16 protein-coding genes are annotated in these 25,503 nt (G+C 72.6%); 4 read left to right on the forward strand and 12 right to left on the reverse strand.

All coding sequences use genetic code 11. From position 1 onward, the window contains the following. The first annotated feature begins 69 nt into the window (after positions 1-69). Positions 70-1,197, forward strand: a complete 1,128-nt coding sequence (locus tag JQN83_RS06110) for a helix-turn-helix domain-containing protein (protein WP_307799051.1) — start codon at positions 70-72, stop codon at positions 1,195-1,197. Between the two features lie 3 nt (positions 1,198-1,200). Here the strand turns inward: JQN83_RS06110 and JQN83_RS06115 are convergent, their stop codons facing one another. Further along, the gene (locus JQN83_RS06115) at positions 1,201-3,447 is read right to left on the reverse strand and encodes an ATP-binding protein (RefSeq protein ID WP_208566060.1); all 2,247 of its coding nucleotides are present in this window, start codon (positions 3,445-3,447) and stop codon (positions 1,201-1,203) included. A gap of 374 nt (positions 3,448-3,821) precedes the next feature. Continuing rightward, complete coding sequence (locus JQN83_RS06120; RefSeq protein WP_244251847.1) at positions 3,822-5,267, reverse strand: arabinofuranosidase catalytic domain-containing protein; 1,446 nt, start codon at positions 5,265-5,267, stop codon at positions 3,822-3,824. Positions 5,268-5,635: 368 nt separating this feature from the next. Here JQN83_RS06120 and JQN83_RS06125 point away from each other — a divergent pair, with 368 nt between their 5' ends. Next, entirely contained in the window at positions 5,636-6,649 is a 1,014-nt protein-coding gene (locus JQN83_RS06125) for a LacI family DNA-binding transcriptional regulator (protein WP_208566062.1), read from the forward strand. Positions 6,650-6,705: 56 nt separating this feature from the next. On the opposite strand, the gene JQN83_RS06130 is transcribed toward JQN83_RS06125, so the two are convergent. The 4 genes from JQN83_RS06130 to JQN83_RS06145 all read right to left on the reverse strand — a co-directional run bounded on the left by JQN83_RS06130 (position 6,706) and on the right by JQN83_RS06145 (position 11,523). Beyond that, the gene (locus JQN83_RS06130) at positions 6,706-8,427 is read right to left on the reverse strand and encodes an amylo-alpha-1,6-glucosidase (RefSeq protein ID WP_208566063.1); all 1,722 of its coding nucleotides are present in this window, start codon (positions 8,425-8,427) and stop codon (positions 6,706-6,708) included. Positions 8,428-8,458: 31 nt separating this feature from the next. Continuing rightward, on the reverse strand, positions 8,459-9,220 hold the full coding sequence (locus tag JQN83_RS06135) for a carbohydrate ABC transporter permease (RefSeq protein WP_208566464.1): 762 nt from the start codon (positions 9,218-9,220) through the stop codon (positions 8,459-8,461). Positions 9,221-9,288: 68 nt separating this feature from the next. Then, on the reverse strand, positions 9,289-10,200 hold the full coding sequence (locus JQN83_RS06140) for a carbohydrate ABC transporter permease (RefSeq protein ID WP_208566465.1): 912 nt from the start codon (positions 10,198-10,200) through the stop codon (positions 9,289-9,291). Between the two features lie 96 nt (positions 10,201-10,296). Further along, positions 10,297-11,523 carry a sugar ABC transporter substrate-binding protein gene (locus tag JQN83_RS06145; RefSeq protein WP_208566064.1) on the reverse strand — a complete coding sequence of 409 codons (1,227 nt, stop codon included), beginning with the start codon at positions 11,521-11,523 and terminating at the stop codon, positions 10,297-10,299. Positions 11,524-11,827: 304 nt separating this feature from the next. Here JQN83_RS06145 and JQN83_RS06150 point away from each other — a divergent pair, with 304 nt between their 5' ends. Both JQN83_RS06150 and JQN83_RS06155 read left to right on the forward strand, forming a co-directional pair. Next, positions 11,828-13,660: an RICIN domain-containing protein gene (locus JQN83_RS06150; RefSeq protein ID WP_208566065.1), complete on the forward strand. Its 1,833-nt coding sequence runs from the start codon at positions 11,828-11,830 to the stop codon at positions 13,658-13,660. Between the two features lie 192 nt (positions 13,661-13,852). Next, positions 13,853-15,451 (forward strand): arabinofuranosidase catalytic domain-containing protein, encoded by a 1,599-nt coding sequence (locus JQN83_RS06155; protein WP_208566066.1) that lies wholly within the window; start codon positions 13,853-13,855, stop codon positions 15,449-15,451. Positions 15,452-15,553: 102 nt separating this feature from the next. Here JQN83_RS06155 and recD2 read toward each other — a convergent pair whose 3' ends face one another. The 6 genes from recD2 to JQN83_RS06185 all read right to left on the reverse strand — a co-directional run bounded on the left by recD2 (position 15,554) and on the right by JQN83_RS06185 (position 25,394). Continuing rightward, on the reverse strand, positions 15,554-17,779 hold the full coding sequence (gene recD2, locus JQN83_RS06160) for an SF1B family DNA helicase RecD2 (protein ID WP_208566067.1): 2,226 nt from the start codon (positions 17,777-17,779) through the stop codon (positions 15,554-15,556). 111 nt (positions 17,780-17,890) lie between these two features. Then, positions 17,891-21,253, reverse strand: coding sequence for a reprolysin-like metallopeptidase (locus JQN83_RS06165; RefSeq protein WP_244251848.1), 3,363 nt, complete (start codon positions 21,251-21,253; stop codon positions 17,891-17,893). Between the two features lie 242 nt (positions 21,254-21,495). After that, entirely contained in the window at positions 21,496-22,092 is a 597-nt protein-coding gene (locus JQN83_RS06170) for a GNAT family N-acetyltransferase (protein WP_208566068.1), read from the reverse strand. 32 nt (positions 22,093-22,124) lie between these two features. Continuing rightward, positions 22,125-23,228 (reverse strand): winged helix DNA-binding domain-containing protein, encoded by a 1,104-nt coding sequence (locus tag JQN83_RS06175; protein ID WP_208566069.1) that lies wholly within the window; start codon positions 23,226-23,228, stop codon positions 22,125-22,127. Positions 23,229-23,523: 295 nt separating this feature from the next. Further along, positions 23,524-24,180, reverse strand: a complete 657-nt coding sequence (locus JQN83_RS06180; protein ID WP_208566070.1) for a response regulator — start codon at positions 24,178-24,180, stop codon at positions 23,524-23,526. Continuing rightward, a complete protein-coding gene (locus tag JQN83_RS06185; RefSeq protein ID WP_208566071.1) occupies positions 24,168-25,394 on the reverse strand; it encodes a sensor histidine kinase in 1,227 nt (408 codons plus the stop codon). The genes JQN83_RS06180 and JQN83_RS06185 overlap by 13 nt, the downstream gene beginning before the upstream one ends. Between the last annotated feature and the right edge of the window lie 109 nt (positions 25,395-25,503).

The following is a 25,503-nucleotide window of genomic DNA, read 5'->3' on the forward strand; positions in this document are numbered from 1 at the left end:
CCTCACCCCACGTGCCGCCCAGGCGACGTCTACTGGACCGGACAGCAGTCGTCCTGGCGGGGGTACGGGGTGCGGGACAACACGCAGGAACAGCTCCACCGGCTCAGGTCACTGCGGATGGCCGCCGGACTGACCATCGACGAACTCGCCGCCCGCTCCGGGGTGAGCGCCCGGACGATCGGCGGGATCGAACGGCACCGGATCCGCCGCCCGCACCACGGCACCCTGCAGGCGCTCGGCGCGGCCCTGGGCCTGGACGGGGTGGATGCCGGCCAGCTGCGCCCGGCCGCCGGACAGGTCGCCGGGCTCACCGGTCTGCCCGGGGTGACCGCCCACTTCACCGGCCGCCACGACGACCTCACCTGGCTGGCCACCCGGCTGGAACACCGCCACGCGGTGCAGCTGATCGGCCTGCCCGGGGCGGGCAAGACGGCGTTGGCGGTGCAGGCCGCCACCGACCTCGCCGGGCGGTTCCCCGACGGGGTGCGGTTCCTCGGGCCGGTTGCGGACGCCACCGCCGCGACGATCGCCCGCCGGTTGCTGCCACCGTCCGACGTGTCCACGCACGGGCCCGACCCGGTGGTCATCGGGGCATACCGGGACCTGCTGCGCAGCCGGCGGATCCTGGTCGTACTGGACGACGTGCGCGACGACCGCCAGGTCGGGCCGTTGCTGCCGCCCGACGCCCTCGGCGTCACCCTGATCACCGGCCGGCACCCGCTGGCGGACCTCCCGGTGACCGACCGGTGGCTGGTGCCGCCCCTGCCGGCGGCCGACGCCCGGGCCGCCCTCGACACGATGGTGGACGGCACCGCGCCCGCACCCGCGGTCGCAGCGCTCGCCGCCGGCTGCGGCGGACTGCCCCTTGCCCTGCGGGTGACCGCGAACCGGCTGCTGACCCGGCCGCAGTGGAGCGCGCAGTGGCTGATCGACCGGCTGGCCAGGCCGGAGCGGGTCCTGGACGCGCTGGTCGCCGGTGACCTGTCGGTGCGCGACGCGTTCGAGCGCACGTACGCGGGGCTGCCGGCCCGGGCCCGCCGGGCCGTCCGGCTGCTGACCCGGCCAGCCGGTCCGGTCCCCGCCGAGGCGGGCTTTCTCGACCTGGCCGAACGGGGCTGGGTCACGGCCGGCCGGGAGCACCGCTACGAGCCCCACCCGCTGGTACGCGCCTTCGCCCGCGTCGCCACCGGCACCTGACCCTCACCCCGGGTCCACGCCGTCGCGGGAGAGCTCGGCCAGCAGCGTCGCGGCCCGGGCGGCCAGGTCCGGATCGTCACAGTCCTCGGCCAGTTCGATCGCCCGCCGCAGGTACGCCGGGGCGTCCCGGGTCTCCCCCGTGCGGCGCAGCGCCTCGACCAGTTCCACCGACACCAGGGCCTCGAACGCCGGCATCGCGCTGACCCGCAACAGCGCGACCGCCTCCCGCAGGGCGGTGACCCGGTCCGGCCACCGGCCGAGGACGGCGAGATCGTCGGCGATCCGGCGGCAGTTCAACGCGTCGGTGGCGGCTCGGGCGAAAGCCGCGATGGGGTAGCGCGGATCGCGGAGCAGGCATCGCGTCCGCCGGTGCACCCGCAGCGCCTCGACGGGTCTGCCGAGGGCCAGCAGCGATGAGCCGAGCGAGGCCATCGCCTGCGGCAGGCCCTCCGGATCGGCGGCCCGTCGCAGCAGCACCCAGGCCCGCTGCCGCTGCCGCAGCGCCGCCGCGTGCTCGCCCAACCCGGTGTGGCCGCTGGCGGCGTAGAGCAGCGCCCAGCCCTGCTGGGCCGGGTCGCCCGCACGGACCGCCCGGTCCAGCGCCCGGGTGGCGGTGGCCACGCTGGCGGCGTACTCACGCTGGCAGATCGCCTGCGCCCAGGACAGGTAGTTGAGGTGGACCGCCTCGATGCGGGGGTCGTCCAGCCGGGCGGCGGACTCGGCGGACAACCGGAAGACCTCCGGCCACAGGTCGAGGTGCACCCGGCTGTCGGAGAACCAGTGCAGCGCGTCGACGGTGTCGACCACCTGCTCGTGCAGCCCCTCGGCGGCGGCCGACCGCAACGCCGCGAACCAGTTGCCCCGTTCGGCGTCGAGCCACGCCGTCGCCGCCTCGCGATCCCCGAACTCCGCCAGCGACGGCGGTCCGTCCGGCTCGAAGTGCCGCCCCGCCGCCGTGGTCCGCGCCAGCCACCAGCGCAGCGAGGACGTCCGCAACGGGCCGGCCGAGTCCGGCTCCTCGGCCGTCAGCCGGTCGACGGCGAAGTCACGTACCAGGTCGTGCAGCCCGTAGCGGTCCGCCGGCACGGCAGCCACCAGACCGCTCTCCACCAGGGCTTCCAGCCGTTGCTCGGCGTCGGCGTCGGAGCCGTCGGTGACCACGGCGACCGGGTCCGGGCCGAAGTCCGGACCCGGCATCAGCGACAACCGCCGAAAGGTCCGCCGCAGGTCGTCCCCGAGCCGCCGGTACGACAGGCTCAGCGCGGTGTGGATGCCGGCGGTGTCGGCGTCGATGACCCGCAGGCGGGCCTGCTCGCCGGTGAACCGACGGTTCAGCTCCGCGACGGACAGCCCCGGCTCGGCCGACAGGCGTTGCCCGGTGACGCGCAACGCCAGGGGCATGTGACCGCAGTGCCGGGCCAGCTCGGTGAGTTCGGCCGGATCGACGGCTACCGGCCGGGCGATGGCCCGCAGCATCGCGGTGGAGTCCTCGGCCGGCAGTGGCTCCAGCGACAGCCACTGTGCGGTGTCGAGACCGCTGAGTCGCCGCCGGCTGGTGAACAGCACGAGACTGCGTCCGGCCCCGGGCAGCAACGGCCGGACCTGCGCCTCGTCGGCGGCGTTGTCCCACACCACCAGGGCCCGGCGCTCGCACAACGCCGAGCGGTACGCCGTCGCCCGCCCGTCGAGCCCGGCGGGGATCCGCTGTTCCGGCACGCCGAGCGCCCGCAGCAACCGGTGCAGCGCCTCGCCCGGGGTGGTCGGGACGTCGTCCATGCCGCGCAGGTCGACGAAGAACCGGCCGTCGGGGAAGTCCGTGGCCAGGTCGGCCGAGGCCCGCAGGACGAGGCTGGTCTTGCCCACCCCGGCCGGTCCGGTGACGACGAGCACGGTGGCCTGCTGCCGGTCACCTGACGGGCGACGGGCGATGTCGCCCAGGGTCCGCAACTCCGCTGCCCGGCCGCTGAAGTAGCGGGGCGGATCGGGCAGTTCCGCGCCGGCCGGCCGCACGGAGGTGGCCTCGACCAGACGACGACGCTCGTCGTGCGGCACGGCGAGAACGTCGAACAGGACGGTCAGGGTGCGCCGTTGCGGGCGACGGACCCGGTCGCGTTCGATGTCGCTGATCGCCCGGGCACTGACTTCGCAGCGCTCGGCGAGCGCCTCGATCGACAGGCCCGCCGCCAGGCGGCACCCACGCAGGACGGCACCCAGCGTCGGTGGTTCGGGTACGCTCGGTATCGGCTTCACCGAGCACACCCTCACAGATCGCCGCCCGAGATTCCAGGCATCGACGAGTGACGTAGCGCATGGTCGGATCACCCACCGTTCAACCGTCAGGTCTGGTAGCCGCCGTAGTTGCACGCCCGGGCGTACGCGTCTGCGCTGCCGTGGATGTCGACGCAGCCGTGGCGGGTGTCGACGTCGTTGAGCCGCAACGACACCTGGTTCCAGTTCGGACCGTGGCCTTCGATCTGCTGCTGCAGGAACCCCGGGTGACCCGCGGAACGACAGGCAGGACAAGACGACGACGCAGACCGGGCCGGGCAGCGCGACACGACCGGCCGGTCGGGCCGCCCCGCGCAGGACACGAGGCGGCCGACCGGCCGGTTACGACGTGGCGGTCAGCTACGCAGGCTCCACTGCTGGTTCTGTTGCCCGTTGCAGGCCCAGAGAACGAGTTTGGTGCCGTTGGCCGTGGCCGCGTTGCTGGCGTCCAGGCAGCGACCCGACTGCACACCGGTGATGGTGCCGTCGGCATTGACGTTCCACTGCTGGTTGGCCCCGTCGTGACAGTCCCAGATGATCACCTGGGTGCCGTTGCCGGTGCCCTGCCCGGAGGCGTCGAGACACTTGCCGCCCGACACCTGGAGTTGCCGGCCCGCCGTCCGGGTGAAGCGCTGCGCGCTGCCACCCGTACAGTCCCACAACTGGACCTGCGTGCCGTTGGTGGTGCTGCCGTTCGGCACGTCGACGCAGCGACCGGACTGGGTGCCCACGAGTTGGACGCTCTGCGTGGGGGTGCCGCCACCGGCCGGCGCGTATCCCGCCGCGGCGATGTTCGCCTGCACCGCGTCCTCGGTGGCCGGCGACGGGTAACCCGAGGTCAGCACGCCCTCGAAGAAGGTGCCCCGGCCGGAGACGCTGTTGTCGCCGCCGATGCCGAGCAGAATCGCACCCTCCTTCTTCATCGGGTGGTATCCGTTGGGACGCCGCCCGTCGAAATAGGTCGTCAGGCCCCCCGACTGGGCGTTGCCACCGCGGATCGCCCAGTGGTTCGGCTCACCTTTGACCATGGCCGTCACGAAACGGTGGTTGATGGACGCGATGTTGTTGTACCCCGCGTTCACCCCGGAGAACAGTCCCCACTCCAGATCGGCCATGACCCACGGGCCGGCGCCGGCACCGTATCCCCACTGCTTGTTGGCACCGAAGTAGACCGTCTCCATGATGGCCGGCGAGTCGGCCTGACCGTCGGTCTGCGCATTGCCGTAGTCGAAACAGCACCACTGGTTGTAGTGCGTGCCGTCGACGACGGCGTAGATGCCCTCGGGCTGGTCGCCGGTGGCGACACCGTTGGTGTTGTTGTTGCGGTAGCCGGTGCCGGGCGAGACGTAGACGCCGTACGCCTTCTGGCCGCCGATCGTGACCGGTGCGGCCTTCGCGTCGGCCAGGTTGTCCCAGCCGCCCGGCGCGGGGCCGGGCCAGTAGCCGCCGGGCGCCTGGGTGAGGCGGTTGTTGCGGCCCGACTGGTCGTAGATGATCGTGATCACGCAGCTCGTGTTCGCGCAGAAGGAGTCCTGGGTCGCGGCGTTGACGACACCACCCACGCTCAGCACGCCGACGTCCCGGGTGGTGTTGTCCGACGTCCGGCGCACCTGGTACAACGGCCCGTTGTACGCACCGTACAGGGCGCGGGTGGTGCTGTGCGCGGCCACGCACGGCGTACCGCCCGCGGCGTAGATGTCACACGGGCCGGTGGTCGCGGCCCGCGCGCCCGGCGCGTCCGCCAGCACGGAGCCGCCGCTGACGACGGCCAGGGTCGCCATCGTCGCCACGGCGATCGTCATACGACTGGACCTTCTCAACACATTCATCGAATCCTCTCCGGAACGGTACGGGTGCGGTGGTGGCTGCCTCTGGCGCGGCTGTGCCTCGTGTCCGAACGACGGGGTTGCGGGACCGATCCGTCAGCCGCGCCCACTCCTGACATAAGACGTCAGATCTTTAACATTAACCCCTATCGATATATTGCGCCACCCTGCGATCCCTGTCCGCCCCGCCCTGCCCACCACGCACCGCCGGACATCGGCGGATTCCCCCCGGCGGACGGCGGCGGAACTGTTCCTGCCCCGATGGGGAATTGCGGGGCGGTTATGCTCCACGGCAAACACGGCGCATTCCCGCGTCGGTGGCGGAATTCGGCTTGAGGGCGGGCATGAACATCGGGGAGATCGCCCGGCGGGCCGGAGTGTCCCGCAGCACCGTGTCCTATGTGTTGAGCGGGAAGCGGGCCGTGTCGGCGACGACCCGGCAACGGATCCAGGCGGTCATCGACGAGCTGGGCTACCGGCCGAACGCCAGCGCCCGCGCGTTGAAGGAGGGACGCACCCGCACCCTCGGGCTGGTGATCCCCCCGGCCAACCAGCGTCTGACCGACATGCAGCTGGGCTTCGTCGCCAGCGTCGTCGAGGCGGCGGCCCGACACGACCTGGACGTGCTGCTGTCCCCGTCCGGCGGCGACCACGACCGGTCGTTCGAGCGGATCGTCACCGGGCGGCGGGTGGACGGGGTGGTGCTGATGGAGATCCGGCTGACCGACGACCGGGTGACCCGGCTGGCGACGGCCGGTGTGCCGTTCGTGACGATCGGTCGGACGGCCGAGCCGCACGGGATGAGCTGGATCGACGTCGACTACGCGGCCCTGATCTCCCGTTGCGTGCACCACCTGGCCGACCTGGGGCACCGGCAGGTGGCTCTGGTGAACCGCTCCGCCGAACTGGTCGCGGCGGGTTACGGCCCGAGCCACCGTGCCCTGGCCGGCTTCCGGGCGGCCACCGCCGAGCGGGGCCTGACCGGCATCGACGTCTGCTGCGGCGACGACACCGCCTCGGGCGAGGCGGGCATGACGCAGCTGCTGGCGACGCATCCGCAGGTCACGGCGGTGGCCACCATCAACGAGGCGGCACTGCCCGGGATGCAGCGCGCATTGCACGCCGCCGGCCTGTCGGTGCCGGGTGACTTCTCCGTCACCGGCGTGGCCGCCCAGCACTGGGCGGAGGATTTCCGCCCCCCGTTGACCGCCGCCGACGTGCCGACCCGGGACATGGGCGCCGAGGCGGTGTCGCTGCTGCTGGAGCTGATCGCCACACCCGGCGGCACCCCCCGCCACCGGCTCTACGCGCCGCCCATCTCGTTGCGCGAGAGCACCGGCCCGGCCCGGACCCGCTGACCCGCCCCGGCCCGGGACGGCGACGTGCCACCACCGGGTGGGCGGCGGCACGACGTTCACCGGGTCGGCCCCACCGGTGACCCGGTGCGCCCCTGCTGGGCGGCGGCGAGGATGAGGTAGCTGCTGGCCGTCCAGGTGTACGCGCGGTCGCGCAGCCCCGCGCCGGTCTCGGCGTCGAAGTTCTCCGCGAAGCCGGACTTCTCGCACAGCACCAGGAATCGCCGGCTGATCTCGTCGGCGAGCACGGTGTGCCCGGCCCGGCGCAGGCCGTCCTCCACCAGCACCGTGGAGGGGGCCCAGATCGGGCCACGCCAGTAGCCGTCGGCGAGGTAGTGGGCCGAGTCCGTCGGTTCGGTGGCCAGCCCATGGGTGGTCAGGTGGGCCTCGACCCGCCGGGCCAGCACCCGGGTGACCGGCTCGGGGAGGTCGTCGCCGAGGGTGACGGGCAACAGGTCGAGCAGGCTGCGGCTGGCCCGTCGCCGACCGGTGTGCGGGCTGCGGGCGGTGAAACGCTCGCCGTCCCACAGGTCCCGCAGCAGGGCGGCGCGTACCCGGTCGGCCTCGGCGGACCACCGGTCGGCGGGCTCACCCAGCTCGGTGGCGAGGTCGGCCAGGCAGCGCAGTTGGCTGACCAGGAAGGCGGCGAGGTCGGCGGTCTCCAGCACCCGGTCGTGGTCGAAGGTGGTGGCGTTGTCCCAGCCACTGTCGTTACCGTGCTGGTAGTGCGGCAGGTCGTGGCCGGGGGCGCGGCGGGCGTCCAGCCAGAACCGGGTCCACCGACCCAACCGGTCGTACGTCCGGGCCAGTTCCGCCCGGTCCGGCGGCGTGGGCAGCCGGCGGCGCAGCTGCCGCAGGGCCCACCCGTGCACGGGTGGCTTGACGTAGTTGTGCAGCACCTCCGAGTGGGTGACCGAGTCCGGCAGGGCACCGGCGGCGTCCTGATGGTCGAAGGGCAGCTGGAACTGGTGCCAGGCAAGCTCCGGCTCGCCGGACGCCAGGGCGATCGCGTTGAAGCAGTGGTCCCAGCTCCACACCTTGTCCATCCAGTGCTTGGACATCAGCACGGCCGGCCGGGTGACGAAACCCGCCGGCTCGACGGTGGCCGACCACAGCACGTACGCGGCCAGCTCGGCGGCGGGGGTGTCGACACCGCGCCAGGGCGCGACCGCGTCGACGAACGCGGCGAACTCGACGCCGCGGTCGCGGCACAGCTGGTCGAACGTGCCGGACCGGACATAGGGGCGGCGGGCCGTGCGGTACTCCTCGATCGCGATCTCCCAGGGCTGGTCGGCGGGCAGGTGCAGCCAGCGGTCGGCGGTGCCGAGTGCCTCCGCTCCCCCGAGCCCGCCCGGCGGGCCGGACAACACGGTGACCCGGTAGCGGCGGCCCGTCTCGTACGAGGTGAACACAGCCGACCCGTCGACCGGGTCGCGGTAGAGGTAGGTGCCGCTGAACGGGGTGAGGGTCCCGGCTGCGGCGGCGATCCGCAGTCCGAGCCCTCGGCCCCGCAGCCGTAGGGTGTCCGGCCCCTCGTAGCCGGCCTCGACCAGGCCCGTGCCGCTGCGCCAGGTGAGCAGGGTGGGCGTGGCCACGACCGTGCTGGCGGCGGTCGGGGCGAGGCGGAGCACCGGGTGCAGCCCGGTCTGGTGGGAGACCAGGTGCAGATCGTCGGCGTACGTCTTCTCGGCCACCACCGGGGAGATGTTGAGCCACGAGCCGCGGTAGCTGAACGGGATGTCCTGGATGGAGAACTCCGGACCGGACGGTGCGACGGTCATGGCTGGTGACGCCCTTCTGTGCTTCGGGTGGTCAGTCCTTGACCGCGCCGGCGGTGATCCCGGTCGAGACGTACCGCTGGGCCAGGACCAGCAGCACGGCGGCGGGGACCGAGGCGACGACGGCGGTGGCCATGATGGCGTTCCACTGTTGGTTGTTGTTGCCGATGTAGCGGTAGATACCCAGGGTGATCGGCTGGTGCCCGCCACCGCCGGCCAGCGTCGAGGCGAAGACGAAGTCCGACCAGGCCCAGAGGAACGCGAACAGCGACACCGTGACGACCGCGTTGCGGCTCAACGGCAACACGACCGACCAGAAGGTACGCAGCCGACCGGCGCCGTCGACCACGGCGGCCTGGAGCAACTCGTCGGGGACACCGGACATGAAGGCCGTGAAGATCAGCACGCCGAACGGCACCGCCAGGGTCGAGTCGGCCAGGATCAGGCCCGGCAAGGTGTTGAGGATGCCGAGTTCGAGGTAACTGGCGTAGAAGCCCATCGCCATGATGATGCCCGGGATCATCTGCGCGGTCAGCAGCAGGAAGCTGAGCGCCCGGCCGCCCGGCGGCCGGAGCTTCGCCAACGCGTAGCCGGCGGGGGCGGACAGCGCCACGGTCAGCGCCACTGTCCCGAGTCCGACCAGGAAGCTGGTGCCGAGGTACGGCAGTTGCTGGTCGAACACCGCGCGGTAGCCCTCGACGGTGCCGTCGACGGGGAACAGGTGCGGTGGGCTGGCCCGCATGTCCCGGTCCCTGGTGAACGACACGTTGATCATCCAGTAGACGGGGAAGAGCATCAGCCCGGTCAGCACCAGGCCGATGCCGGTCTTCCACCAGGTGCGGCGCGTCGGGGCGGTGGTGGTGGTCACGACTGCTGCCTCCGTTGCCGCCGCAGGTAGCCGAGCCCGGCGAGCAGGGCCAGCACGATGAGCAGGTTGCCGACGGCCGCGCCGGGGCCGAACCGGGGCAGCAGGTTACCGAAGCCGAGCCGGTAGGACCAGGTGGCCAGGGTGGTGGAGGAGTCGGCCGGGCCACCCCTGGTCATGATCCAGATGAGGTCGAAGACCTTCAGCGTGTAGATCAGGCCCAGCAGCAGGGTGATCGCGGAGACGGGGCGCAGCAGCGGGAAGGTGATCGACCGGAACCGTTGCCAGCCGGTCGCCCCGTCGAGGGCCGACGCCTCGTACAGCTCGGCCGGGATCGCCTGGAGGCCGCTGTGCAGCACCACCAGGTTGAACGGGACACCGATCCAGACGTTCGCGATGATCACCGAGACGAGCGACCAGCGGGGCGAGGTGAGCCAGTGGACCGGGTCCACCCCCACCACCCCGAGCGCCGCGTTGACCAGGCCCGCGTCGCTGTTGAGCAGCCACGACCAGGTGGACGCCGAGACGATCAACGGCAGCAGCCAGGGCACCAGGATCACCGCCCGCAGCGTCCGGGACAGCGGGAAGTGCTGATGGAAGAAGAGGGCCAGCGCCATCCCGATGGTGAACTGGAGCACCAGCGAGGCCACGGTGAAGACCAGGGTGTGGGTCAGCGCCGGCCCGAAGGTCGGATCGGCCAGCGCCGTGCGGTAGTTGTCCAGGCCGGCGAAGGGCGCCCCGCCCTGGACGAACGACCGGACGGTGTACTCCCGCAGGCTCAGCTCCACATTGCGGTAGAGCGGGTACGCGTAGCAGATGACCAGGTAACCGGTCACCGGGGCGAGGAAGGCCCAGGCCGACCACCGTCCCGCCCGGGACACGCGGTACCCAGGTGGGACGGTGGCGGCCATCCCCCGACGGCCCCGCCCGGCGGTGGCGGCAGCTGTCGAGGTGGTCGGGGGCGAGGCGGTGGGTCCCGTGGCGGTCACGATGTCGGCGCGACCCGACTATCCGGCGGTACGCTGCGCGGCGGCCAGCGCCTCCTGCGGTGTCTTCGCCCCGCTGAGCGCCGACTGCACCCCGGTCCACAGGGATTCGGAGATCTTCGGATACCTCGTGCCGAGGTTGTCACCGGTGCGGCCCTTGGCGGCCCGGACCGCCTCCACCCAGACCGTGAGCTTCGGATCGGCTGCCACCTGCCGGTCCTGCACGGCGGTGACGGGCGCGACGTAGGACAGTGTGGTGTCGGTGGCGAGGAGGTTGTCGGCGCTGGTCAGACAGGTGACGAGCTGCCGCGACGTCGCGTACCTGCCGGTGTCGCGCTGCACCGGCACGGAGACGAACTCACCGCCCGTGGGTGCCGGCGCCGGGCCACCCGCGCGGGCCGGGATCGCGATGATGCCGTACCCGAAGCCGAGCTTCTCCGCGTTGGCCAGCTGCCAGGTGCCGTTCTCGGCGAAGGCGTAGTCGCCGGTGGCGAACTCCTGCCAGCTCGTGGTCTGGGTGTTGTTGATGACGGAGTTGGGGGCGTGACCCTGCCTGAGCCAGTCGGCCCACAGCGTGAGCGCGGAGACCGCCGGCGGCGAGTCCAGCGCGGTCAGTTGGGCGCCGGCCCCCCAGAACCAGGGCAGGAACTGGAAGCTGCCCTCCTCGGTGCCGATCGCGGAGAAGGTGATGCCCTTCTTGCCCTTGGCCTTCACCTTGGTCAACGCGCTGTTCAGCGCGGCCCAGTCGGTGATGGTGGCGGGGTCGACGCCCGCGGCGGCCAGCACCTCCTTGTGGTAGTAGAGGGCGAGGGTGTTGGCCCCGATCGGCACCCCGTAGGTCCGGCCCTCGCGCTGGCCGGCGGCGAGCAGGTTCGCCGCCATGGTCGTCACGTCCAGCTTGTTCTCGTCGGTGGTGGTGAGCGCGCCGGCCTCGGCCAGGGTCGAGATCACCGGGTTGTCCACGATCAGCACGTCCGGCGAGTTGCCCTGCTGGGCGGCGAGCAGGGCCTTGTTGGTCAGGTCGGTGGTGTCGTAACCGGTCCGCTCCACCGTCACCCCGGCCCCCTCGCCGCACTTCCTGAGCAGCGCGACCCAGGCGGAGTCGTCGGCGAACTGGGGGTACGGGTCCCAGACCAGGTAACTGCCGCCGCCCGAGGGTTCGTCGGCGGACGAGCAGGCACCGCCGGCCAATGCGACGAGGGTGGCGACGGCGGCGGCCAGGCACCGCCGACGGCTGGTTGCTGTCATCTGCTGCCTCAATTCTGGTGGGACGTCAGGAGGTGGCGGGTGGGCGCGGTGACCACCGCGCGGGTGGGGCGCGGCCCGATCATGAGGCGAATCGATTCGACACTTCGGTTCGCACGAAGATAGAGCCGTCGATGCGACCCGGTCAAGAGGGGTTGCCCAGAAACAGGATCATCGGCGGAAACACCGACTTCATCGCCCTGTCATTTCATTGACATCCTTCACAGTCTCGTCCTACGATCCCTGCGAATCGATTCGCTAGCGAAGCCCTCCGGAGAGCGTCCCCGCGCCCCACCAAGGAGTCGCCGTGAACACCCCGTCCCGCAGCCGGCCCGGACGAGTCCGCATGATCGCCACCCGGATCGCCGTCGGCCTACTCGCCGTCGCTGCCAGCACTGTCGCCACCACCCCGGCCCAGGCCGCCGATGAATCGATCAGCGTCAACTTCTCTGCCACCGACGGCACGCCGGCCTACCGCGCCTCCGGCTGGATCTACGGCATGACCGAGAACGCCAGCGGCCCGGCCGACCACTTCTACCGCGACGTCAAGTTCCAGTACATGCGGGCCGGTGGCGCGCAGTTGCCCGGCAGCGGTTGGGTCGGCGGCAACTACGACCGCCGGTGGAACTCCACCCTCGCCCAGGCCCGCCGGACCGCCGCCCTGGGCGGTCAGTTCATCATCCTGCCGCACGACCTGTGGGGCGCCGACGGCGCGGGGATCTCCCGATTCCCCGGTGACAACGGCAACTGGACCGACTACGACAACTTCCTGACCCGGCTCATCGGCGACGTCCGGGCGGCCGGGCTGACCGTGCAGTGGGACATCTGGAACGAACCCAACATCACCATCTTCTGGAACCGCCCGATCTCCCAGTACCTCGAACTGTGGCGACGCACCTACCAGCGGCTGCGGGCCGAGTTCCCCACCCAGCTCATCGTCGGGCCGAGCTGCGCCTGCGTGCCGTCGACCAACCACGCCTTCTGGAACCAGTACCTCGACTTCGTCCGCTCCACCAACACGGTGCCGGACATCGTCAGCTGGCACTCGCTGCCCGGCGACCCGGTCGCCAACGTCGCCGCCGCCAACGCCACCCTCGACGCGCGCGGCATCGCCCACCCACGGCCCTACCAGATCAACGAGTACGGCGCGTCCAACGAGCAGAACCCGGCGGACGGGGCCTGGTACGTCGCCAGGCTGGAGCGGGCCCGCGCGGACGGCCTGCGGGCGAACTGGGCCAGCGCCGGCAACCTGCACAACGATCTGGGCAACCTGCTGGTCCGCAACGCCGCCGGCCAGCACCAGCCCAAGGGCGAGTGGTGGGTCTACCGCTACTACGCCGCGCAGACCGGACAGATCGTCGCGGTGACCCCCAGCCAGTCCTACGACGCCTTCGCCACCCGGACGCCCGGGGCGGCGAGGGTACTGGTCGGCGGCGGCCGGACCACCGGCAACCTGACCGTCAACCTGCAACGGCTGGACGCCACCAGCGGCATCGTGCAGAACAACCAGGTGCGGGTGCTCACCCAACGCATCCCCTACAACAACGGCGGCGCGGTGCAGGGGCCGGTCACGGTGTCGAACACCGTACTCACGCTGACCAACAACGCCGCCTCGGTGACCCTGCCGTACGGCAACCAGAACGACACGTACACCGTCACCGTGCTGCCGCCCACGGAGACCGGCTTCACCTCGGTCGCGGTGGCCCAGCACTCCCAGCAGTGCCTGGACAACACCGGCCTGGGCACCGCCGACGGCAACCCCCAGCAGCAGTTCCCCTGCGAGGGCGGCGACCAGCAGCTGTGGAACTTCCGCCCGGTCGCCGGGGTGGCCGACACGTACACCGTGGTCAACCAGCAGAGCGGCAAGTGCCTGGACGTCAGCGGGGCGTCCACCGCCGACGGCGCGGCCGTGCAGCAGTGGACCTGCCAGAACGGCACCAGCCAGCAGTTCACCCTGCGCCGGGTGACCTACGGGGGCAACGACCCCCACGACTACCAGCTCGTCGCCCGGCACAGCAACAAGTGCGTCGACGTCAACGGGGTCTCCACCGCCGCCCAGGCGCGGATCCTGCAGTGGACCTGCAAGCCGGTGGGCCAGAGCAGCCCGCTCAACCAGACCTGGCGGCTCTGGGGCCGGTAGGAGCGACGGTCGGGTGCCGGTCGACCGGCACCCGGTCGCGCGGACGTCGACCCCACCCCACCACAGACGATCCAACGAATTGATTTCTATCGTTCTTTTGGTGATCCTGAGGGGGTCCCGAACCGATTCGCCACCACCACCCGAGGGCGGGTCCGCCAGGGCCGCGCCGCCGACGAACCAAGGAGCCGCCTCGTGCGTACCCCGTCCCCGAGCGGATCAGGACCGGTCCGCGATCCCCTCCCCCACCGCCGCCGACACCGGCTGACCATGCTGGTCGGTGCGCTGGCCGGCGTCCTCGTCGTCGCCGGGGCCGTGCCCGGCGTCACCTCGCCGGTCGCCGAGGCCGCCGCCGCGCCCGCGCTGGCCGCCATCGAGCCGGGGCAGAGCACCCGGATCGTCGGCACCGCCTCCGGGCGCTGCCTCGAGGTCCCCAACGCCAGCACCACCAACGGCACCCAGACCCAGCTGTGGGACTGCCAGGGTGGTGCCGGACAGACCTGGACCTGGACGACCAGCCGCCAGCTCACGGTGTACGGCAACAAGTGCCTGGACGCCTCCGGCCGGGGCACCACCGCCGGCACGGCGGCGATCATCTGGGACTGCAACGGTCAGACCAACCAGCAGTGGAACGTCAACGCCAACGGCACCATCGTCGGCGTGCAGTCCGGCCTGTGCCTGGACGCGAACGGCAACGGCACCGCCAACGGCACCAAGATCCTGCTGTGGACCTGCAACGGTCAGGCCAACCAGCAGTGGACCTCGCCGACCACCCCGCCCACCACCACCCCGCCGACCACGCCGCCGCCGACCACTCCCCCGCCCGCAGGCGCCCTGCCGTGTGACATCTACGCCGCCGGTGGCACCCCCTGCGTGGCCGCGCACAGCACCACCCGGGCGCTCTACGCCGCGTACACCGGCAACCTCTACCAGGTACGCCGCTCCTCGGACAACACCACCCGCAACATCGGGCTGACCGGCACCGGCGGCACCGCCAACGCCGCCACGCAGGACTCCTTCTGCACCGGCACCACCTGCGTGGTGACCGTCGTGTTCGACCAGTCCGGTCGCGGCAACGACCTGTGGTACCAGGGCTCCAGCGTGGTTCCCGGGTCGCCGCAGAGCCGGCCGGCGGTCGCGACCTCGGAGTCGCTGACGGTGGGCGGTGCCAAGGCGTACTCGCTCTACATCAACCCGGGCAACAGCTACTGGCGCGACGGTCACCTGACCGGGGTGCCGACCGGTGCCGCGCCCGAGGGCATGTACATGGTCACCAGCGGCACCCACGTCAACAACGGCTGCTGCTTCGACTACGGCAACAGCGAGACCACCCGCAAGGCCGACGCCGCCGGGGCGATGGACGCGATCAACTTCAGCAAGCAGTGCTGGTTCGGCGGCTGCTCCGGCTCCGGCCCGTGGGTGCAGGCCGACCTGGAGTGGGGCCTGTTCCCCGGCGGCAGCAGCTCCTGGAACCCGAACCAGCGGGCCTTCACCAGCAAGTTCGTCACCGCCACCCTGAAGAACAACGGCACCTCGCGCTTCGCCATCAAGGGCAGCGACGCCCAGTCCGGCAGCCTCTACACCCTCTACGACGGGTCGCTGCCGCCCGGCTACAGCCCGATGAAGAAGCAGGGCGCGATCATCCTGGGCAGCGGCGGCGACTGCTGCAAGCCCGACGGTGGCGCGAACCTCAGCGCCGGCACGTTCTACGAGGGCGCGATGGTCGCCGGCTACCCGTCGGACGCCACCGAGAACGCGGTACAGGCCAACATCACCGCCGCCGGCTACCGCTGACCCCGGTACCCGCCGCCTGACCGGTCCCGCCCGCCCGTCACCGTCCCGCACGGTGACCGGCGGGCGGGTCACCGTGCCCGCGCCGAGGGACCGGAGGGCGGGTCACCCCCGCTGCCCGGTCGGCCCGCCGAGGCGGTGGTCCAGCGCGGTGTGGCGGCGGCCCGCGCCGACCGTACGCACGGCGGCGGCCAGCGCACGACGGGAACCGACCAGGACGACGAGTTGCCGGGCCCGGGTGACGGCGGTGTAGAGCAGGTTGCGTTGCAGCATCATCCAGGCGCTGGTGGTCAGGGGCACCACCACGGCGGGATACTCCGAGCCCTGCGAGCGGTGGATGGTCATCGCGTACGCGTGGGCCAACTCGTCAAGCTCGTCGAACTCGTAGTCGAGGTTCTCGTCCTCGTCGGTGCGTACGGTGAGGGTCTGTTCCTCGGGGGTGATCGCGGTGACGATGCCGAGGGTGCCGTTGAAGACGCCCGACTGGCCCTTGTCGTAGTTGTTGCGGATCTGGGTGACCTTGTCGCCGACACGGAAGACCCGCCCGCCCATCCGCCGCTCCGGTTGCCCCTCGCGGTGCGGGGTGAGCCGCTGCTGCAGCAGGGTGTTGAGGGCGGCGGCACCGGCCGGTCCCCGGTGCATGGGGGCGAGGACCTGCACGTCGCGGCGCGGGTCGAGACCGAACCGGGTGGGGATCCGGGTGCAGGCGACGTCGACGGTCAACGCGGCGGTGGCCTCGGTGTCGTCGCAGGCGAACAGGAAGAAGTCCGGCAGCCCGTCGAGCAGGGGTGGCCGACCGGCGTTGATCCGGTGCGCGTTGGTGATCACACCCGACTGGGCGGCCTGGCGGAACACCCGGGTCAGCCGCACCCGGGGGACCGCCGACGCGGTGAGCAGGTCGCGCAGCACCTCCCCGGCACCGACGCTGGGCAACTGGTCGACGTCGCCGACCAGGAGCAGGTGCGCCCCCGGCGGCACCGCCTTGACGAGCTTGTTGGCCAGGATCAGGTCGAGCATGGACGCCTCGTCGACGACCAGCAGGTCGACGTCGAGCGGGTTGTCCCGGTCGTGCACGGCCTCCCCGCCGGGACGCAACTGCAGCAGCCGGTGCACGGTGGCGGCGGGGTGCCCGGTCAGCTCCGACAACCGCTTCGCGGCCCGCCCGGTCGGCGCGACCAGGGTGATCCGGGCCTTCTTCGCGGCGGCCAGCGCGACGATGGACCGCACGGTGAAGCTCTTGCCGCAGCCCGGCCCGCCGGTGAGCACCGCGACCTTCGAGGTGAGCGCCAGCCGGACGGCGTGCTCCTGTTCGGGGGCGAGGTCGTTGCCGGTGACCGCCCGCAGCCAGGTCAGCGCCCGGGGCCAGTCGACGTCGGTGAAGTGGGGCAGCCGGTCGGCCCGGTCGTGCAGCAGCCGCAGCAACGAGGTGGCCAGCGACTGCTCGGCGCGGTGGAACGGCACCAGGTAGACCGCCGGCACCGGCTCGCCGTCGTCGCCGGGCAGCAGCTCCCGGACCACGCCCTCCTCGGCGATCAGGTCGTCCAGGCAGCGGGTGACGAGTTCACCGGGGACGTCGAGGATCGTCGTGGCGTCGGCGACGAGCGCCGGGGCGGGCAGGTAGCAGTGGCCCGAGTCGGTGGCCTCGGACAGGGTGAACCGCAGGCCCGCCATCACCCGCTGCGGGCTGTCGTGCGGGATACCCACCGCCTGGGCGATGGTGTCGGCGGTCTTGAAGCCGATGCCCCACACGTCGGCCGCCAGCCGGTACGGCTCCTTCGTCACCACCTCGATCGACGCGTCGCCGTACTGCTTGAAGATGCGTACCGCCAGCGACGTGGACACCCCGACGCCCTGGAGGAAGACCATCACCTCCTTGATGGCCTTCTGCTCCTCCCACGCGGCGGTGATCTTCGCGGTGCGTTTCGGCCCCAGGCCGGCGACCTCGACCAGCCGGGCCGGCTCCTCCTCGATGATCCGCAGGGTGTCCAGGCCGAAGTGCGCCACGATCCGCTCGGCGAACACCGGCCCGATCCCCTTGACCAGGCCGGAACCCAGGTAACGCTGGATGCCCTGGACGGTCGCCGGCAGCACGGTGGTGTACGAGTCGACCTCGAACTGCCGGCCGTACTTCGGGTGCGACGACCAGCGTCCCGACAGCCGCAGGCTCTCCCCGGGCTGCGCACCCAGCAACGCGCCGACCACGGTCAGCAGGTCGGAGCCCCGGTCGGTGGCGACCCGGGCGACGGTGTAGCCGGTCTCCTCGTTGACGTAGGTCAGCCGTTCGAGGACCGCGTCCAGGGTGGCGAGCGGTGCGCGGGCGGGGGCGGTCACCCCCTCATCGTGCCGGGTGCCCGACGCGCCCCACCCACCGCCCGGACGAACACCGGCGTCCTCCCCCGCCGGGTGGGCGGGGAAGGACGCCGGGTGTCGCGGTGCGCCTGGTCAGCCGATGGTGAGGTTGCCACCGGAGGCGGTCAGGGTGATCTCCCGGGTGGATGCGCCGGTCCAGTCCGAGGAGAAGAGCAACCGGTCACCGTCCCAGACGGTGATGCCGATCCCGTCGCGGCGGCCCGGCTCGCCCCGGTCGGTGGCGGTCACCCGCATGGTCAGCCCGGTCGCCACCGCCACCGGGTCCTGCGCGGTGGAGATGTCGTACAGGGTGACCTGGTAGCGCAGGTCGGCGACCGGTTCCCCGGCCACCGCGACACCGAACGACTCCAGCGCGGTGCTCTGGAACTTGTACCGCTTGCCGCCCGACTTGTAGCCGACCTTCGCGCTGCCGACCAGCTTCTTGCCGTTGTTGATCCGGCCGTCCAGGGTCACCTCGATGCGCCGGTCGTCGTCGAGCGGGTAACCACCGGCGGTGGCCCCGCCCTTCAGGTAGCCCGAGCCGGCGACCGACCGGCCGTATCCGCCGGCCACCGTGACGGTGGCCGTCGCGCTGCCGGTGTACGCCCCCGACACCGTGGCGGTGACCGGGTGCGCGCCGTGCGGCAGCACGGCGCGGCAACTGGCCGAGCCGTCGTCCGCCGCCGCGCCGAACGGCGTCGCGACCGCCGTGCAGAGGGTCTCGTCGCCCTCGGTGAAGGCCACCGTGGCGTTGCGGACGTCACCGCCGCCACCCCGGACGGTGGCCCGCAGCAGCACACCGGTCGAGTCGGCGTCGTCCACCGGGGCGGCCAGGGCGTCACCGACGTAGGTGACCGTGGCCGCGCGGACCTGGGTGATGGTGAGGTCGGCGTCGCTGAGGTCGAAGAAGACGTTGCCGACCGCCTCGATCTTCAGCCGGCCCCGGGCGGTGTCCACGTTCGGCAGGGTCACCGTCGCGGACCCGGTGTTCGGCACGCTCTCCGCCAGCACGTGCGGGAAGGTCGCCCCGCCGTCGGTGGACAGCGAGATCTTCACCTCGCCCACGTTGACCGGCGCGGTGTCCGTGCCGGCCACGTCCCAGGTGACGGGCATGGTGCCGCCGCCCAGGTGGGCCGCCGGCGTGGCCTGCGAGGTGACCAGGAACGGGCCGGCCGCCGGGGCGAGGGTCAACGCCACGTCGGCGCTGCCGATGCCGCCGCCACCGGGGTGGTGGTCCCGGCCGGTGAGCCGGAAGTGCAGGGTCCGGTCGTTGGTCACGCCGACCCAGTCGGCGGTGGGCAGGAACTCCGAGTAGCAGTCCACCGTCGCGGCGGGCACGTTGCTCGCCCCGCCGGTGGCGGGTGGGGCCGGCGCGGCCGGGCAGGCCCCGGTGGCGGCGTTGGTGTTGTTCGCCGCGATCTGGGTCAGGTCGGGGAAGTGCCGGGTCGGATCGGTGGTCACCGCGTTCTCGCCCGGCGAGTGGTACTCCAGGGTGTCGGTCGGGCTGACCGCCGCCGCCTCGCCGAACTGGCGGAACAGCGGCCCGTTGGTCTTGGTGTTGTTGACCAGCGCGGTGCCGGTGCTGCCACCCCGGTCGTTCTGCTCCCACAGGTAGCTGACGGTGTCCCCGTCGGCGTCGGTGGCGCCACCGGTCAGGGCGAACGGGGTCCGCGCCGGGATGGTGTACGCCGCCGCCGGCACGGTGACCACGGGGGCCCGGTTGCCGGTCTGCGCGGTCTGGAAGCCGTTGTTGCCGGCCGCGCCGCCCCGGGCGGTCTCGCCGACGAAGCCGGACGCGCCCACGACGCCCGTCAGTTCGAGCGCCGACACGTCGACCCCGGCCAGCGACCCACCGTTGAAGGTGACCTGGAAGCCGGTGTCGTTCGGCGCGCCGAGCCCGCCGAAGGCCGTCACGCTGACGGTGGCCCCGGCCGGCCAGCCGGCGATCGCCTCGATGGCCGCCTTGATCCCGGCCGCGGTGTAGTTGCCGCCGCGCACCACCGGCACCGACGACTGCCCCGCGTAGCTGATGCGCAACGCGTCGCCGTCGGTGTCGAAACCGGACAGCGAGACGGTCTGCACCTCGTTGAGCGCCGGGCGGGTGCCGGAGACGAACGTGCTGATCTCGGTGTAGCTGCGCTGCGACCAGTACGGGTCGCTGTGCGGCTGGAGGTTGTCCTGCTGGCAGATGCCCGCGTACGCCATGATCGACGAACCGCTGCCCGGCTCGTAGGAGTTGGCGGCGCTGCGGTTGCCGCCGGAGCAGTTGTACTGGGTGCCGTTGAAGGTGTGGTTGCCGGCGAACTGGTGGCCGATCTCGTGCGCCACGTAGTCGACGGCGTAGAAGTCACCGACCGGGGTGGGCAGGCCCGTGCAGCCGCGCGCCTTGCCGTCCAGGCCGACCACGCCGAGGCCGGCGACACCGCCACCGGGCAGGCCGAGGCCGATGTGCCCGACGTCGTAGTTGCCCGCGCCGACGAGCTGGCCGAGCACGATCCGGTTGCGGTTGAGCAGCGAACTGGTGCACGACGAGATCTGCGTCGGGGTGTAGCAGGCCGCCGTGCCACAGGGCCCGTTCGCCTCGGTGGCCAGGGCTGCGGTGTTCAGGTTGGTCTTGTCGGTGTCGTTGACCAGCACCAACCGGATCGCCGTCTCGTCCTCGTAGATCTGGGTGACCCGGTTGATCAGGGTCACCTTCGCCGCGGTGACGTTCTCCGCGCCGAAGAAGGTGGCGTACGACGGGTCGGTGACCAGGGCCAGCCGGTAGGTGCGCAGGGTGACCGGCGGACCTGCCGGCTCGTCCGCGGTCACCTCCGGCGACAGCGCCCCGGCCGCCGCGGCGACGTCCTCCCGCTCCACCATGGCCGGGTCGGTGTCGAGCAGGTCGCGGGCGTAGTAGCTGGCGTAGACGCTCTGGTCGCCGTGGTAGTACGGGTCGAGGTACCAGCTGCCGCCGGTCGACCGGACCGAGGCGTGGAAGCCCAGCGGGGTCAGGTCGGCGCGGATGGTCGCCGTCGGGTCGTCCAGGCCCCGGCCGACGTACGTGCTGATCTCGGGATGCCGGGCGGCGAGCCCCGGCTCCATCACCGGCGAGTCGACCAGGCTGAACCGCTGGAAGCCCCCGGTGGGGGTGGGCAACGCGACGGTCAGCGCCGACTGCGACCGTCGGGCCGTACCGGCCCGCTCGGCCGGCACGTCGGCCAGGGTGTCGGCCAAGGCGGCCCGGTCCAGGGCGTACGCGGTGAACCGCTCGGCGCGGATGTCGGGGGTACGCCCGTCGCGGGCGTTGGCCGACGGCTCGCTCGGCAGCTGCCGCCAGGGGCCGGGGTCGGCCGGCGCGGCGACCGCCGCGGTGCCACCGGTCAGCGGTAGCACGGTGGCGACCAGCACCGCGGCGCACAGCCCGGCCAGTCGGCGGCGGCCGCGACCAGCGGGATCGGGGGGTGGAACCGTCATCGAGTGGGCCTCACTTCACCAGGTAAGAGGAACGGGCCTGATGGCGTGGCGTTCGTGGGCCACGCCGGGCTGTCCCGGAGAAGCACACGCTATGACGGGTCCCCTGTCGACAGACATCATCCGTAAAGTCGACGCGGCGACACAGGCCGGCGGTGTAGATGCTCCCCAGTGGACCGCGCGGCACGCGCCGGGCAGGACCGGACGGGCCGCCGGGTGGGTCGGTCGCCCACCGGGTGCCGGGGTCAGCCGGCTGGTCGATCGCCCCGGATGCGGGCGTGCAGGTGCATGTCGTGCCGGCCGTCGGCGTGCACGGCGTCGCTGCGTTTGGTGCCCTCCAGCCGGAATCCGGCGCGCAGCGCGGTCCGGCAGGAGGCGAGGTTGCGGGTCGAGTGGTCCAGGTGCAGCCGGTGGAAGCCCGCCCCGTCCAGCGCCCACCTGCCCAGTGCCGTCAACGCCCGGGAGGCCACCCCTGCCCGGCGGGCGGCGGGAAGCACCCAGTACGCGCACCCGGCGACGCCGTCATCGAGATCCATGCCGGTCAGGGCGATCCGGCCGAGCACCTCGACGCCGTCGCGGGTCACCGCCCAACTGGCACCGGTCTCCCCTGCCCAGGCCCGGTGATAGCCCTCGAACCACTCACGGACCTGGCTCTCGGAGGCCGGATGACGGGTGTGCCAGTGCCGGATCTCCGGATCCCGGTAGGCGGCCAGGAACACCGGGGCGTCGGACGGCTCCCAGGGACGCAGGACCAGACCCCCCGGCGCGGCGAGGGTCGGCTGCGCACCGGCGGCGAGGGCCCCGGCCGGGATGGCCGGTGGCGTGGAGAGCGGGACCCGCACGCCGCATCCTCCCCCGACGCCGTGGGCCGGTGTCAAACTCCGCCCGGGTCGACGTCGACGTCGACCCGGGCGAGGCCCCGGTGGGCGGCGAGGCGTTGCGCCTGCGCGACGATGTCGTCGTGGACGGCGGCGGACAACTTCCGCCACGGCTGGACGGCGAGCGTCAGCGCCCGGCCGGCCTTACGGGGCCGCCAGGTGCCGACGATCTCACCGCCGGCCAGGACGGCCCCGGGGCGGCCCAGCACCGGCCACAACTGCTTGGCGTGGGCCGCGTCCGGCACCAGGGTCGACCGGTCCCGCGCCTGCAGGAACAGGTCGAACGGGGCGAGCAGGCGCACGGCCGTGGTGTCGGCGGCACCGGCGAGCGCCGGCTCGTCGGCGGCGAGCAGCGAACGGGCCTCCCCGTCGACCCGTACCTCGACCACGTCCTGCGGCCAGCGGGCCCGCACCTCCCTGACCGGGGCGTCGAGGTAGTCGGCGACCTGCTTGGGGGTGGCCGGGCCGAGCAGCCGCAGGTAGGCGCGGACCAGGTCGAACCGGTCGCCGGGCGGGGCGGGGCGGGTGAACCCGGGGATGCGGTGCAGGACCGGTGGCGAGGTGCCGGGGCGCAGCTCCAGCCCGGCCCGCACGGCCGCCAGCCGGAACGGCATCTCGTAGAGGTGGGTGGCGGCGCAGGGACGGCAGAACCGCTGGTAGGGCTCGGGCAGCAGCTCGGCCAACCGCCCGGAGACGTCGCCCTTGACCGTCGGGGTGGTGACCACCGCCCGCATCCGTGCCGCCACCTCGTCGAGGGCGGCCAGGTTGCCGATGCCGGCGGCTTTCAGCGGCCGGGCCGCGTCGTAGATGCGTTTGCCCGCGTCCGCGTCGGAGTACGGCGCGACCGCCCCCGCCACCTCGGCCACGTCGGCGCGACGGTAGAGGTGCGGCGCGCCGCGCACGGTCCAGAGCAGGATCAGGTCGTCCGCGACCGGTGCCGTCACCTCGACACCGCGCAGCGCCAGGGCCCACCGGCCGCCGTCCGGGCCGGTGTCCTGCACCCCGAGGTCGAGTACGGCGGTGTCCGCCGGGGTGCCCTCGATGCGGTCGAGCTGCTGCGCCCCGACCCGGAACTGCATCACCTGACGGCGGTCGATCATCCGACCAGCCTAGGTGCTACCCCCGACAATGCCTGTCCGTAGCTTCCCGACACGGAACGACGCCGGAAACCGAGCGTTGATCAGGCTCCGTCCCGGGCCCTCCCGGCGTCCCCACCCCCGGGGTCTCGCTGTCAGAGCGGTCGGTGCGGCGGACACCCGCGTTTCGGCGGGGGTCATCCACCGCCGGTTCGGCGGCCCTACGAAGCAGACGATGCCCTCGACGTGGACCATCCGGCGGATCTGCCGGCGGGTGACCCCGACCAACGCAGCAGTGCCAGGCCGGGGACCGCCGACGCTACCGTCGACCGCCGTCGAGGTAGCGCAGCACCGCGGTGACCCGGCGGTCGGCCCGGTCGTCGGGGGGCAGCTGGAGCTTGGCGAAGATGCTGCGGATGTGTTTGTGCACCGCGCCTTCGGTGACGTACAACCGCTCGGCGATCGCCGTGTTGCCGAGCCCCTCGGCCATCAGCCCCAGCACCTCGCGCTCACGCGGCGACAGCTCTCCCAGTGCCGCGTCCGGCCTGCGGTGGCGGGCCAGAAACTGCCCCACCACCTCCGGGTCGATCACACTGCCGCCGTCGGCGACCCGGTGCAGCGCGGCGAGGAACTCCTCGACCCGACCCACCCGCTCCTTCAACAGGTAGCCGAGCCCGACCGCGCCGACCGAGAACAGGTCGGTGGCGAACGCCTGCTCCACGTACGCCGAAAGGACCAGCACCGCGAGGCCGGGCTGCCGGCGACGGGCCTCCACCGCGGCCACGATGCCCTCGTTGGTGTGCGTCGGCGGCATCCGCACGTCCACGATCGCCACGTCCGGCGCGTACGCGTCGACCGCGGCCAGGAACTCACCCGGGTTGCCCGCGGTGGCGACCACGTCCAGGTCCTCCGCCCGCAGCAGCAGCGCCAACCCCTCCCGCAGCAGCGGGTCGTCCTCGGCGATCACGATCCGCACGGCAACTCCACCTCCAGTCTCGTCGGCCCACCCTTGGTGCTGGTCAGGGTCATCCGGCCGTCGTACGCCCCGACCCTCCGACGGATGCCGGTCAGCCCCGAGCCGCGCGTCTCGTCGACGTCGCCGCGCCCGTCGTCCTCGACGGTCACCGACAACCGGCCCTGCTCGCGGCGTACGGTCACGTCGACCCGGCCCGCGCCGCTGTGCCGGACCACGTTGGTCAACGCCTCGGCCACCACGAAGTAGGCGGTGGCCTCCACCGAGACGGCGCAGCGTACCGGCACGTCGACCGTGAGCCGGCAGGGCACCGCGCAACTGCCGGCCAGCCCGGCCAGGGCACCGGCGAGGCCCCGGTCGTCCAGCACGGGCGGCAGGATGCCCCGCACCACGGTACGCAACTCGCCGAGCGCCTGTTCCGCCGCGTCCTGCGCCCGCCCGAGGATCTCGTCGGCCCGGTCCGGGTCCCGCCGTACCGCCCGGCGGGCCGCCCCCAGCAGCACGTTGACCGCGACCAGCCGGTTCTGGGTGCCGTCGTGCAGGGCACGTTCGATGCGACGCAGTTCCACCGCGTGGGCGTCCAGCGCCGCAGCCCGGGTGGCGGTCAGCTCGGCGACCCGCAACGACAGGTCGATGCCCGGCGGCGGAGGCAGCAACCACCGTCCCGGCCGGGCCTGGAGGCGGGCCAACGGCGGACCGAGCGCGACCACGGCGACCAGCCAGCCCAACCCGAGCAACCCGACCAGGAGTGCCTCGGCCGGCCCGTCGATGCGCCACCAGACGATCCCCGGCGCCCCCGCCCCGGGCGGCAGCAGCCGGTACCACAGCGGGAACGTGAGGTCCTGCACGGCGTAGAGCGGCAGAGCGAGGCCGAGCAGCCCGCTGGCCAGGCCGGTGACCGCGTGCAGCGCGACCCAGCCGAGTTCCCGCCGGACGAACGGGTCGCGCACCGCCACCCGCAGCTCGGCCGGCACCGGGCCCGGGGCGGGGAGCTGCGTGCCCCAGCGGGACAGCCGGGCACGCTCGCGGTCGGCCACCGCGCGTACCGCCCGCAGCGCGCCGGGTGCCGCCGGCAGCCCCACCCAGACCAGGCAGGCCGTCGCGACGAGCAACACCCACAGCAGCGCAGCCAACGCCAACAGTGCGGTGGCCAACCCGCCGACGAGGTGTTCGAGGGCGTCGACCGAGGCACGAGCCCGGTCCCGCAGGTGTGTCATCGGAAGACCTCCCGCGCCAACATAGGCCACCGGGCGGGCGGCCCGGCACCGTCGGCGCGGAAAGTAGCGCCTGCTGTACCGCCGCCGGTCGCGCTGGCGGGATCGTGCC

This window comes from Micromonospora antibiotica, from assembly GCF_017599305.1.
Lineage (GTDB): Bacteria > Actinomycetota > Actinomycetes > Mycobacteriales > Micromonosporaceae > Micromonospora > Micromonospora antibiotica.

Bases quoted from the DNA above. Each gene is read 5' to 3' on its own strand.
- JQN83_RS06120 (WP_244251847.1), bottom strand. From the start codon at position 5,267: ATGACGATCGCCGTGGCGACGATGGCGACCCTGGCCGTCGTCAGCGGC.
- JQN83_RS06125 (WP_208566062.1), top strand. From the start codon at position 5,636: ATGAACATCGGGGAGATCGCCCGGCGGGCCGGAGTGTCCCGCAGCACC.
- JQN83_RS06130 (WP_208566063.1), bottom strand. From the start codon at position 8,427: ATGACCGTCGCACCGTCCGGTCCGGAGTTCTCCATCCAGGACATCCCG.
- JQN83_RS06135 (WP_208566464.1), bottom strand. From the start codon at position 9,220: ATGCTCTTCCCCGTCTACTGGATGATCAACGTGTCGTTCACCAGGGAC.
- JQN83_RS06140 (WP_208566465.1), bottom strand. From the start codon at position 10,200: ATGGCCGCCACCGTCCCACCTGGGTACCGCGTGTCCCGGGCGGGACGG.
- JQN83_RS06145 (WP_208566064.1), bottom strand. From the start codon at position 11,523: ATGACAGCAACCAGCCGTCGGCGGTGCCTGGCCGCCGCCGTCGCCACC.
- JQN83_RS06165 (WP_244251848.1), bottom strand. From the start codon at position 21,253: ATGACGGTTCCACCCCCCGATCCCGCTGGTCGCGGCCGCCGCCGACTG.
- JQN83_RS06175 (WP_208566069.1), bottom strand. From the start codon at position 23,228: ATGATCGACCGCCGTCAGGTGATGCAGTTCCGGGTCGGGGCGCAGCAG.
- JQN83_RS06185 (WP_208566071.1), bottom strand. From the start codon at position 25,394: ATGACACACCTGCGGGACCGGGCTCGTGCCTCGGTCGACGCCCTCGAA.